The 11,411-nt window shown below is 70.0% G+C and carries 10 protein-coding genes and 1 pseudogene; 6 read left to right on the forward strand and 5 right to left on the reverse strand.

Going from position 1 to position 11,411, the window contains the following annotated elements; genetic code table 11:
* The first annotated feature begins 12 nt into the window (after positions 1-12).
* From A5700_RS24230 to A5700_RS24240, 3 genes are read left to right on the forward strand one after another with little or no spacing between them, the layout of a single operon-like run.
* Positions 13-897, forward strand: coding sequence for a carbohydrate ABC transporter permease (locus tag A5700_RS24230; RefSeq protein ID WP_068073792.1), 885 nt, complete (start codon positions 13-15; stop codon positions 895-897).
* Positions 884-1,708: a carbohydrate ABC transporter permease gene (locus A5700_RS24235; RefSeq protein ID WP_068073794.1), complete on the forward strand. Its 825-nt coding sequence runs from the start codon at positions 884-886 to the stop codon at positions 1,706-1,708. Before A5700_RS24230 ends, A5700_RS24235 begins: the two co-directional genes overlap by 14 nt.
* Positions 1,705-3,045, forward strand: a complete 1,341-nt coding sequence (locus A5700_RS24240; protein WP_068073796.1) for an extracellular solute-binding protein — start codon at positions 1,705-1,707, stop codon at positions 3,043-3,045. Before A5700_RS24235 ends, A5700_RS24240 begins: the two co-directional genes overlap by 4 nt.
* Here the strand turns inward: A5700_RS24240 and A5700_RS24245 are convergent.
* Genes A5700_RS24245 through ddaH form a run of 3 tightly spaced genes read right to left on the reverse strand, consistent with a single transcriptional unit; the run spans position 3,042 to position 6,604 of the window.
* Positions 3,042-4,451, reverse strand: coding sequence for an APC family permease (locus A5700_RS24245; RefSeq protein WP_068073798.1), 1,410 nt, complete (start codon positions 4,449-4,451; stop codon positions 3,042-3,044). The two genes, A5700_RS24240 and A5700_RS24245, sit on opposite strands and share 4 nt — an antisense overlap.
* A 54-nt stretch (positions 4,452-4,505) precedes the next feature.
* On the reverse strand, positions 4,506-5,756 hold the full coding sequence (rocD, locus tag A5700_RS24250) for an ornithine--oxo-acid transaminase (RefSeq protein WP_068073800.1): 1,251 nt from the start codon (positions 5,754-5,756) through the stop codon (positions 4,506-4,508).
* On the reverse strand, positions 5,753-6,604 hold the full coding sequence (gene ddaH, locus A5700_RS24255) for a dimethylargininase (protein ID WP_068073803.1): 852 nt from the start codon (positions 6,602-6,604) through the stop codon (positions 5,753-5,755). The genes rocD and ddaH overlap by 4 nt, the downstream gene beginning before the upstream one ends.
* Before the next feature lie 125 nt (positions 6,605-6,729).
* Here ddaH and A5700_RS24260 point away from each other — a divergent pair, with 125 nt between their 5' ends.
* Positions 6,730-7,176, forward strand: coding sequence for an Lrp/AsnC family transcriptional regulator (locus tag A5700_RS24260; protein ID WP_068073805.1), 447 nt, complete (start codon positions 6,730-6,732; stop codon positions 7,174-7,176).
* Positions 7,177-7,184: 8 nt separating this feature from the next.
* Here the strand turns inward: A5700_RS24260 and A5700_RS24265 are convergent, their stop codons facing one another.
* Positions 7,185-8,039: an energy-coupling factor transporter transmembrane protein EcfT gene (locus A5700_RS24265; RefSeq protein ID WP_068073808.1), complete on the reverse strand. Its 855-nt coding sequence runs from the start codon at positions 8,037-8,039 to the stop codon at positions 7,185-7,187.
* Entirely contained in the window at positions 8,036-10,078 is a 2,043-nt protein-coding gene (locus tag A5700_RS24270; RefSeq protein WP_231973905.1) for a DUF2232 domain-containing protein, read from the reverse strand. Before A5700_RS24270 ends, A5700_RS24265 begins: the two co-directional genes overlap by 4 nt.
* 111 nt (positions 10,079-10,189) lie before the next feature.
* Here A5700_RS24270 and A5700_RS24275 point away from each other — a divergent pair, with 111 nt between their 5' ends.
* Entirely contained in the window at positions 10,190-10,666 is a 477-nt protein-coding gene (locus A5700_RS24275; protein WP_068205082.1) for a MarR family winged helix-turn-helix transcriptional regulator, read from the forward strand.
* A 92-nt stretch (positions 10,667-10,758) separates the two neighbouring features.
* Positions 10,759-11,238, forward strand: a pseudogene (locus tag A5700_RS26430) (ABC transporter); the annotation flags it as partial.
* Positions 11,239-11,411: the final 173 nt, after the last annotated feature.

An 11,411-nucleotide genomic window follows, 5' to 3' on the forward strand; every position in this document is an offset into this window, starting at 1 on the left:
TTTAATACCTTCATGGCCAGCGCCGTATCGAGGACACGCCCTCGCTCCACCGCGCTGGGTTACGCGCTGCTGGCGCCCAGCCTGTTCGGCGTCGTCGCCTTTCTGCTGTTGCCCATCCTCGTCGTGGTGTGGCTGAGCCTGTACCGCTGGGACCTGCTGGGGCCGCTGCGCTTCGTCGGGCTGGCCAATTGGCGTTCGGTGCTGGCCGACGGCGGATTCGGCAACTCGCTGATCGTCACGGCCGTCTTTGTGGCGATCGTGGTGCCGGTGCAGACGGTGCTGGGCCTGGTCGTCGCGTTCATGTTGGCCCGCCAACTGCCCGGCACCGCGCTGTTCCGCACCGTCTACGTCCTGCCGTGGATCTGCGCGCCGTTGGCCATCGCGGTGCTGTGGCGGTGGATTCTGGCGCCCACGGACGGGGCCGTCAGCACCGTGCTGGGTCACGACATCGAGTGGCTGTCCGACCCCAGCTTCGCGCTGCCCCTGGTGTCCGCCGTCGTCGTGTGGACCAACGTCGGCTACGTGTCGCTGTCGTTTCTGGCGGGCCTGCTGGCCATTCCCGACGACATCCACGCCGCCGCCCGCACCGACGGCGCCACCGCGTGGCAGCGGTTCTGGCGCATCACCCTGCCCATGCTGCGCCCGACGACGTTCTTCGTGCTCGTCACCGGGATCGTCAGCACCGCTCAGGTTTTCGATATGGTTTACGCGCTCACCGGCGGCGGCCCGGGCGGCAGCACCGACCTGGTGGCCCACCGCATCTACGCCGAGGCGTTCGGCTCGGCCGCGATCGGGCGGGCGTCGGTGATGGCGGTGGTGCTGTTCGTGATCCTGGTCGGCGTCACCTTGGTGCAGCACCTGTATTTTCGGCGACGGATCAGCTATGACCTCACCTAGGCATCTCGGCAACGCCGTCCTCTACGCCGGGCTGATCCTCGGGGCGCTGATCACGTTGGCGCCGTTCACCCTTGGGCTGATGACCTCGTTGACCTCGTCGCACCAGTTCGTCACCGGGACGCCGCTGCAGCTGCCACGGCCGCCGACGCTGTCGAACTTCACCGACCTGGCGGGCGCCGGCTTCGGCCGCGCGATCGCGGTGACCGCGCTGATGACGGCGGTGATCCTGGTGGGTCAGCTAACCTTCTCGGTGCTGGCCGCATATGCGTTCGCCCGCTTGCAGTTTCCCGGCCGAGACGCACTGTTCTGGGTCTACATCGCGACGTTGATGGTGCCGGGCACGGTCACCGTGGTGCCGATGTACCTGATGATGGCCCAGCTCGGCCTGCGCAACACGTTCTGGGCCTTGGTGTTGCCGTTCGTCTTCGGGTCGCCCTACGCGATCTTCCTGCTGCGCGAACACTTTCGGCTCATCCCCAACGACCTCATCAACGCCGCCCACCTCGACGGAGCCAACACTCTGGACGTGATCGTGCACGTGGTGATCCCGTCCAGCCGGCCGGTGCTGGCGGCGCTGACGCTGATCACCGTGGTCTCGCAGTGGAACAATTTTATGTGGCCGTTGGTCATCACCAGCGGCCACAAGTGGCGGGTGCTGACGGTGGCGACCGCGGACCTGCAGTCTCGGTTCAACTCTCAGTGGACGCTGGTGATGGCGGCGACCACCGTGGCGATCGTCCCGCTGGTCGCGCTGTTCGTCGTCTTCCAGCGCCACATCGTCGCCTCGATCGTGGTCTCGGGAATCAAGTGACCCGGCCCCGGTTCTCGACCCTGGCCGCCGGGGCGCTCGTTGTCGTCGCGGTGTTGCTGGCCGCGACGGCGGCGCTGCTGAATTACTCGGGGCTGCCCGGCGGTGGCCGGGTCGTCGTCACCGTGCGCATCTGGGCCGATCAGATCGGCGAGGCGTACCGCGAGTCCTTCGCCGCGTTCGCCCGCGCGCACCCGGGCATCGACGTGCACGTCAATCTGGTGGCCTACGCCACCTACTTCAATACCCTGCGCACCGATGTGGCCGGGGGCAGCGCCGACGACATCTTCTGGCTGTCCAACGCCTACCTTGCGGCCTACGCCGACAGCGGCCGGTTGCTCGACGTCGGCGCCACGGTCGACCCCGCGGCGCGTTCGGATTGGGACACCGCGGTCCAGGAGCAGTTTACCCGTCACGGAAAGCTGTGGGGCGTACCGCAATTGACCGATGCGGGCATCGCGCTCTATTACAATGCCGACCTGCTGGCCGCGGCCGGCGTGGCTCCGGCGCAATTGGCGGGGTTGCGGTGGAGTCCCGACGGCGGGGACACCCTGCGGCCGCTACTGGCCCGGCTCACGGTCGACGCCGACGGGCACCGCGCCGACGCAGCGGGTTTCGACGCGACCCGGGTACGGCAGTGGGGGTACAACGCGGCCAACGACCCGCAGGGCATTTACCTCAACTACATCGGGTCGGCGGGCGGGGTGTTCCAGCGCGGCGACCGCTTCGCGTTCGACAATCCGCCGGCGGTCACGGCCTTCCGCTATCTCGTCGGGCTGATCAACACCGACCACCTCGCGCCGCCCGCGTCGGACACCAACGACAACGGTGACTTCTCCCGCAACCAATTCCTGGCCGGGCGGATGGCGCTGTTCCAGTCCGGCACCTACAACCTGGCGCCGGTGGCCCGCGACGCCGGTTTCCGCTGGGGCGTGGCGATGATGCCCGCCGGGCCCGTGGGACGGGTGAGCGTCACCAATGGCATCGCGGCGGCGGGCAACGCGGCAACCAAGCACCCCGACGCGGTGCGTCAGGTGCTGGCCTGGATGGGCAGCAAGACGGGCAACGAATACCTGGGCCGGCGCGGCGCCGCGATCCCCGCGGTGCTCTCCGCCCAGCCGGTCTACTTCGACTACTGGGCCCGCCGCGGGGTGGACGTCGCACCGTTCTTCCGCGTCCTGGACGGGCCACGCATCGCCGCGCCGGGCGGTGCCGGCTTCGCCGCCGGCAACGCTGCGCTGCAGCCCTACTTCGACGAAATGTTCTTGGGCCGAGGCGATGTCGCGGTGCTGCTCAAGCAGGCACAGGCCGCCGCCAACGCGGCCGCGACGCAACGCTAGCCCGGCCGGGTGGCGGTGACCTCGTTGAGTGCGCTGTGCCGCCGGCCCCACACCAGATAGAACACCAACGCCAGCGACACCCACCCGGCGAACGCGATCCAGGTGTACCAATGCAAGCTCGCGAGGATGTAGCCGCACGCGGCGACCGAAAGGATGGGTGTGACCGGGTAGCCGGGCACCGTGAACCCGCGCGGCAGGTCGGGCTCGCGGACCCGCAAGACGATCACCCCGACGGAGACGACGACGAACGCGGTGAGGGTGCCCACGGACACCATGTCCGCCAGCTTCTGCAGCGGGATGAAGGCGGCCAGAGCCGAGGCGACGACCGCCACGATCACCGTGTTGCCCACCGGCGTCATGGTGCGGGTGTTGACGGCGGCAAAACGCGCCGGCAGCAGCCCGTCGCTGCCCATGGCGAACAGGATGCGCGTCAGGCCGTACATGGTCACCAGCGTGACGCTGAAGATCGAAATGACCGCCCCGGCGGCCAGAACGGTGCCCGCCCAGCTGTGGCGCGTGACGTTGTCGAGGATCGTGGCCAGGCCGGCCTCCTGTTGGCCCGCGAAGCGCTGCCAGGGCTGGGCGCCCAACGCGGCCACCGCGACGAACACATAGACACCGGTGACGGTGAGCAGCGCGGCGATGAGCGCGCGCGGCATCGTCTTCTGAGGGTCCTGCACTTCGTCACCGGCCGTGGACACCGCGTCCAGGCCGATATAGGAGAAGAAGATGGTGCCGGCGGCCGAGCCGATGCCCGCGACGCCGAACGGCGCGAAGTCCTGCAAGTGGTGCGCGTCGAAGGCGGTGAACGCGACGAGCACAAACACGGCGAGGACCCCGAGCTTGATGAGCACCATGACGGCGTTGACCTTGGCCGACTCGCTGGCGCCGCGGATGAGCAGCAACGCGCACAGCACGATCAGCAGCACCGCGGGCACGTTGACGTAGCCGGGCTGCGCATCCCACGGCGCGGCCGACAATTGCTGCGGCACGTGCACTTTGAGCACATTGGTGAGCAGCTTGTTGAGGTAGCCGCTCCAGTTGACCGCCACCGCCGCGGTGGCCACGCCGTATTCCAGCAGCAGGCAGGCCGCCACCCCCACCGCCGCGACCTCGCCCAGCGTGGCGTAGGCGTAGGAATACGACGAGCCCGACACCGGCACCGCGGAGGCCAATTCCGCGTAGCAGACGGCGGCCAGCCCGGCCGCCAGCCCCGCGAGCAGAAAGGACACGATCACGCCCGGGCCGGCCTCGGGCACGGCCTGGGACATGACGAAGAAGATGCCGGTACCCACGGTCGAGCCGACCCCGAACATGGTGAGCTGAAACGTCCCGATGCTGCGCTTGAGATGCTCGGCGGTGCCACCCTCGGCGGACGCGCCCGCGACCGGGCGTCGGCGCAGCATCTGCTCTTTGAGGCCGATCGCTGGCAATGGCCCTCCCGGTGGCGGATCAGCTGATTATGAGGCAACCTCCTGCAACACCGTAGCGAGTTGGGCCACCGCCCAGTCGATCTCCTCGCCGGTGACCACCAACGGTGGCGCGAACCGCAGCGTCGAGTCGTGAGTGTCCTTGACCAGCACGCCGCGCTCGGCGAGCCGCAGGCTCAGCTCTTTGCCGCTGGCCAGGGTCGGGTCGATGTCCACGCCGGCCCACAGGCCCAGGCCGCGCACCGCGAGCACGCCCTCACCCACCAGCGCGCGCAGCCGTCGATGCAGGCGCCCACCCAGCGCGGCGGCCCGCGCCTGGTATTCGCCGCGCGCCAGCATGGACACCACCGTGGTGCCGATGGCGGCCGCCAGCGGGTTACCGCCGAAGGTGGAGCCGTGCTCGCCGGGATGCAGGACACCGAGGATGTCGCGGTCGGCGACCACGGCCGACAGCGGCACCACGCCCCCGCCCAGCGCCTTGCCGAGCAGGTACACGTCGGGCACCACTCCCCAGCGGTCGCAGGCGAAGGTGTAGCCGGTGCGGGCCAGCCCCGATTGGATCTCGTCGGCGATCATCAACACGTTGTGCTCGCAGCACAGCGCGCGGACGGCGGGCAGGTAGTCGTCGGGTGGGACGACGATGCCGGCCTCGCCCTGGATGGGCTCCAGGAGCACCGCGACGGTGTTCTCGTCGATCGCCTGGGCCAGCGCGGCGGCGTCACCGAACGGCACGGAACGAAACCCCGGGGTGAAGGGTCCGAATCCCGACCGGGCCGCCGGGTCGGAGGAGAAGCTGACGATGCTGATCGTGCGGCCGTGAAAGTTGTTCTCCGCCACGATGATATTGGCCCGCTCGGCGGGAACGCCCTTGACGTCGGCACCCCACTTGCGGGCGACCTTGAGCCCGCTTTCGACGGCCTCGGCGCCGGAGTTCATCGGCAGGACCATGTCCTTATCGCACAGGTAGGCCAGGGCCGCGCAGAACGGTCCGAGCTTGTCGGAGTGGAAGGCGCGACTGACCAGGGTGACGGCGTCGAGTTGGGCGTGGGCGGTGGCTGTGATCTCGGGGTTGCGGTGCCCGAAGTTGACCGCGGAGTACGCCGACAGGCAGTCAAGGTAGCGCCGGCCGTCGATGTCGGTGATCCAGGCGCCCAGGGCGCTGGCGGCGACGATGGGCAGCGGCGAATAGTTGTGCGCCGCACGCCGTTCCACTAGTCGTATCGCCGTGTCGATGCGGTTCGCGGCGACCTTGTGTGACGTCATGGCGTCGAGGATCGTCATGGGAATACCTCCAATGTGCAGCACTTGACGGAGCCGCCGCCTTTGAGCAACTCGGACAGATCGACGCCGACCGGCGCAAAACCGGCGGCGCGTAGTTGAGCGGCGAAACCCGTTGCCGCTGATGGCAATACCACGTTCAGGCCGTCGGAGACGACGTTGAGCCCCAACACGAAGGCGTCGGCGCTGCCGACCACGATGGCGTCCGGGAACAACTCGCGCACTCGCCGCTGCGCGGCGGCGCTGAACGCCGGCGGATAGAACGCGACCGTGCTGTCGTCCAGCACCGCCAGCGCCGTGTCGAGGTGGTAGAACCGCGGGTCGACCAGTTCGAGCGAGACCACCGGCATGCCGAGCGCGGCGGCGATCTCGGGGTGGGCGCGCCGGTGGGTGCGAAAGCCCCACCCGGCCAACACCATATCCCCCACCTTGAGTAGGTCGCCCTGCCCTTCGTTGACGTGCCTGGTGCACTTGGGCCGATACCCTTGCGAGGCCATCCATGCGGCGTAGGCGCGGGCCTCACCCGCGCGCTGCGGGTAGCGGAACCGCGCGACGATCGCGACGTCGCCGGCGACGAACCCGCCGTTGGCGGCGTAGACCATGTCCGGCAGTCCGGGCACCGGCTCGACCAGGTCGACGCGATGCCCCAGCCCTCGGTAGGTATCGATCAGATGGCGCCACTGCGCTTGCGCGCGCCCGACGTCGACCGGGGTGGACAGGTCCATCCACGGGTTGATCGCGTACTCGACGGCGAAATGGGCCGGCGGCGTCATCGCGTACCGGCGCGCGGTGGCCGCGCGGGGTACGCGCGCGGCGGTGGGTTCGGGAGCTGCGACGTGAGGTTCCGTCATGGGAATTAACGATATTTGGCCCCGGAAACACAATCAAACGACGCCTGTTGCGTGTCTACGGTCGATTCATTGCGCTAAAATCCCGAATACATCGATTTATTGTGTGTCTGGCGAAACGGGGAGTGATGGACCGCCTGGACGAGACCGACGAGCGCATCCTGGCCGAGCTCACCGACCATGCGCGGGCCACGTTCGCCGAAATCGGCGAGAAAGTGAACCTGTCGGCACCCGCGGTGAAGCGCCGCGTCGACCGCATGCTGGACAGCGGCGTGATCAAGAGCTTCACCACGGTCGTCGACCGCAACGCGCTCGGCTGGAACACCGAGGCCTACGTGCAGGTGTTCTGCCATGGGCGGATCGCCCCGGACGCGCTGCGGGCCGCCTGGGTGAACATCCCCGAAGTGGTGAGCGCGGCGACGGTGACCGGCACGCCCGACGCGCTGCTGCACGTGCTGGCTCGCGACATGCAGCACCTGGAGGTGGCGCTCGAGCGGATCCGGGCCAGCGCCGACGTCGAACGCAGCGAAAGCATTGTCGTGCTGTCGAATCTGATCGACCGCGCGCGGCCCTGACGCACCGCCTAGTGCAGGTTGAAGATCGTCTCGATCGCGATCCCGGCCGCCCCGGCCAGGACGGTGAGGCTGAGCGTCACCCAGTCCGCCAGCTTCGGTCGAATTGGGTTGGCGGACAACTGGCCGATGCCGCCGCGGGCCGTGATCGCGTCGCCCATCTCGTCGGCGCGTCGCAGCGTGACGACGATGGCCGCGGTGAGGAGGTCGATCATGTCGCGCGCCTGCTGGCGGCGCCGGGCCCGCCGGCTGCCCTGCGGCTGCTCGGGGCGCAACCGCCGGGCGGCATAGAGCACCTGGAACTCTTGGATCAGCATCGGGAAGGCACGCAGGGCCAGCGCCAGGGCCACCGCCCATTCGTCGCTGGGGATGCGCAGCACGCGCAGCGGGCGGCCCAACGTGGCCAGGGCTGGCCCCATTTCGGCCACGTTGGTGGTCCAGGACAGCATGGCCCCCAAGCCGATGAGCACGATGGACAACGAGGTGGCCCGCAAGAAGTTCAGCGTCCCGCCCAGGCCGATGTGCGCGCCGGCGATCGAGACGACGGGGCTGCCGCCGGCCAGCGCCGCGGTGACCCCGCCCAGCCCGAGGATGATCCACAACCAGGCCCCCGGCGAGGGCAGCGCTCCGCGCGGCACCCGGGCCAGCCGCACCGCCGTCACCAGCAACGCTCCCATCAGACCGATGGTCACCCAGCCGGGGAACAACGTGAGGAGGATCGAGGCGGCGAGCACGACAAGCAATTTCGTGCCAGCCCACAACTCGTGGATGACCGAGGTGCCCGGTAGCGGAACCAGCAGCACGACGGGGCGGCGGGGCCGCCGGGTGCGGCCCTGCGGCGCCGCGCGGGTCGGTGAGTCGGTCACGCCACACCCCCCGCCGTCCGCGACGTCGCGACCAGGGCACCGTCGCGCAGCTGCAGGCTGCGGGGGCACAGCTCCTCCAGCCCGGCGACGTCGTGCGACACCACGATGACGGTGAGTCCCCGCTCGCGGCGCAGGGTTTCCAGCAGCCGCAGCAGGCCACGCTGGCTCGCCGCGTCCAGTCCCGCCAGGGGTTCGTCGAGGATCAACACCCGCGGCGAGCGCGCCAGCAGCCCGGCCAACACCACGCGGCGCATCTGGCCGCCGCTGAGCTGGTCGATGCGCCGCTTGCCCATCGCCGCATCCAGCCCCACCGAGCCGAGCGCCTCGGCGATGCGGTCGGTGTCGGTGGGCGAAAAACCGGCCGCGGAAGCGACTTCCATGTCGACGTGGTCGCGCATCAGCTGCAGCCGCGCCGACTGAAAGGACAGCGCGACGTCGCCCACGCGTTCGTCGGTGGGGACGCCGTCGAGCAGGCAGACGCCGGAGGTCGGCACGGTGAGGCCGGCCATGATCCAGGCGAGCGTGGACTTGCCCGACCCGTTCCCGCCGTGCAGCAGGATGCCGTCACCTTGTTCCACGGTGAAGCTGACGTTGCGCAGGGCGGTCTTGGACCACGGTGTGCCGCTGGCGTATTCGTGGCCGACGTCGATGACCTCCAACACCGGTGCCGGCCCGCGGTGGTCGATCGGCATGGCCAGCACCGGCGGGCTCACGGCGTCGGGCGTGTCCGCGTTGTCGCGGGAGTCGCTGAGCCGGATCACGCGATCGGCGGACGCGGCCTCGTTGTCGTAGTGGGTGATGTGGACCAGCGCCGTCTGGCGCCGCTGCGCCAGGCCGGACAGCACGCCCAGCAGGGCGTCCCGGCCCTGTTGGTCGACCATGGTCGTGACCTCGTCGGCGATCAGCAGCGCCGGCTCCCGGGCCAGCGCGGCCGCGAGCGCGAGGCGCTGCAGCTCCCCGCCGGAGAGGCTTTCGGTGTCCCGCTCGGCGAGCCCGTCGAGGCCGACCTCGCTGAGCAACTGCTCCACGTCGATGTCGGTGCCCGGCGGCAGGCCCCACACCACGTCGTCGGCGACCCGGGTCCCCAGCACCTGGCTTTTGGGGTGCTGCAACACGATCGCGGTGCCGCCCATCTCGCCCAGGCCGACGGTGCCCGGGCGTTGCACGGTGCCGGCGGTCGGTTCGCGGCCGGCCAGGACCAGCATCAGCGTTGTCTTGCCGGAGCCGTTCGCGCCGGTGATCGCGACATGTTCCCCGGCCCGGATTTCGAGGCTGACCTCGCGCAGGGCGTCGCGATCGGCGTGGGGATAGCGGAACCGCACCTTGTCCAGGACCACCGGCACCGGTCCCACCGGGGCGTCCCCGGGCACGGTGTCGGCGGGGGGATCCAGCTTGTGCACGTCGGGGATGGCGCGCATGCGCTCCAGCAGGCGCGACAGCGCCGACCAGCTGACCCAGGAGACGACGACGACCAGCAGGATCATGTACGGGAAGATCAGCAGGGGCCAGTGCTGCAGGCCGTCGCCGACGTAGCGCTTCAGCCCGTCGCCGAGCCCGTGCAGGTGCACCTTGTCCAGCAGCGACGCGATGCCGTTGACGTTGGCATTGATGACGTCGAAGAACAACTGCCGCAGCCGGGTCAGGACCGCCAGCACGCCGACCCACCCGGCGCCCCACAGGACGCCGGCGACCAGGGACGAGGCGATCACCGTCGGGGTGCCGCGACCCCGGCGCTTGATGGTGCCGCACAGTCCACCGACCCAGGCGCAGTCGACGAGCATGAAGAGGCTGCCCAGCCCGGCGATCAGGAACGCGATGACGCCGCCTGCGATCGTCGCCGCCATCAGGGCGCGCGGGCGGTACCGGTAGGCCAGCAGACCCATCGGCACCGTCCCGACCACGCCGAGCCCCTGAGCAAACGGGATGACGGCGGCGAGGATCTCGATCGCCGCGCACAGGGCTCCCATGACCGCGGCCTGTGCCAATTCGTTCGGCCGTAACGGCCCACCCCGGAATTGCCGTAACGGCAGCAATGTCACCTCCGCGATTCTGCCAGGCGTGAACAGAGGTGTCCGTCGAAGAGGCGTTTTGCGAACCACCCGCCGCGGCGCTCGCCCCTCCTATAGCAAAGCTATGCAAACATGGAAGGTATGGACAACGTCGTCGACACCGCGGACCTCGAAGCCCAGCAGGGACTGGGCGCCGACCTGCTCGCTGTGGTCGCGAGGCTCAACCGGCTGGCCACGCAGCGCATCCAGATGCCGCTGCCGGCGGCGCAAGCCCGGCTGCTGGCAACCATCGAAGCGCACGGCGAGGCGCGAATCGGTGACCTGGCCGCCGTCGACCACTGTTCGCAGCCGACGATGACGACGCAGGTGCGCCGCCTCGAGGAGGCGGGCCTGGTGACCCGGACGGTCGACCCCTGTGACGCCCGCGCGGTGCGCATCAAGATCACCACCGACGGACGCCGGACGCTGAACGCGGTGCGGGCCGACCGCGCCGCGGCCATCGAGCCGCAGCTGGCGCAGCTGGCCCCCGCGGATCGCGACGTGCTCGGGCAGGCGGTGGACGTCCTGCGGCGCCTGCTCGACAACGCCGCACTGACGGGTCGCCGTAGCGCGCCCTGAGCGCCACGGCGCTGGTAAACCGACCGGCCGCCGGGGTAGACCCGGGATAGACCTTCAGGCGGCCCGAAACGATCGACGAAAGGTGGCGACCCATGCGGACCGAGGCTGCGGCCTTCCCGTTGACCGTCTGGGTCGGGTCGGCCCGCTTCACCTTCCGCCCCGGCCGTGACGTCGTCGTCGGCTACGGTCCCGGCTGCGACCTGGCCCTGGAGCGGCTCGTTCCCGCCCCGCAGGCGCCGCCCGCGCCCCGCCGTGACGTCGTGCTGCGCTTCACCGGCACCCAGTGGGTGGCCCTCGACGTGGGCCAGCACGGCATCTTCGTCGACGGATCGCGGGTGCCCTCGGTGGAAATCCGCGACGGCCTCGGCATTGTCGTCGGCGACCGCGGCCCGCGCCTGGTCTTCCAGACCGCCGCGCCGCCCGGCCGGCGTCCGACCGCAGGCCAACAGCCGGCGCATCCCGGGCCGCCGCCGGCGCGTCCAGAGCCGCGCCCCGGCCCGGCGGTCCCCACCGAAAGCGCCACCCGGCGCATGCGCGTGGCCCCGCCGCGGACAGGCCCACCGCCTGTTCCCGCCGGAAGATGGCGCGCTCGGTGACGACGGTGCGGATCGTCAGCGCGGTGCCGATGAGCACCGCGGCGAGATTGAGCGCGGCCAGGATCTCGATGGCCTGGTGGGCGTTGGTGCTGCGAGGTCCGGGTATGCCCAGGCCGGCGTCCCCGGGGATCAGCAGCGCCAGGCCCGCC

Source organism: Mycobacterium sp. E1214 (assembly GCF_001666755.1).
GTDB lineage: Bacteria > Actinomycetota > Actinomycetes > Mycobacteriales > Mycobacteriaceae > Mycobacterium.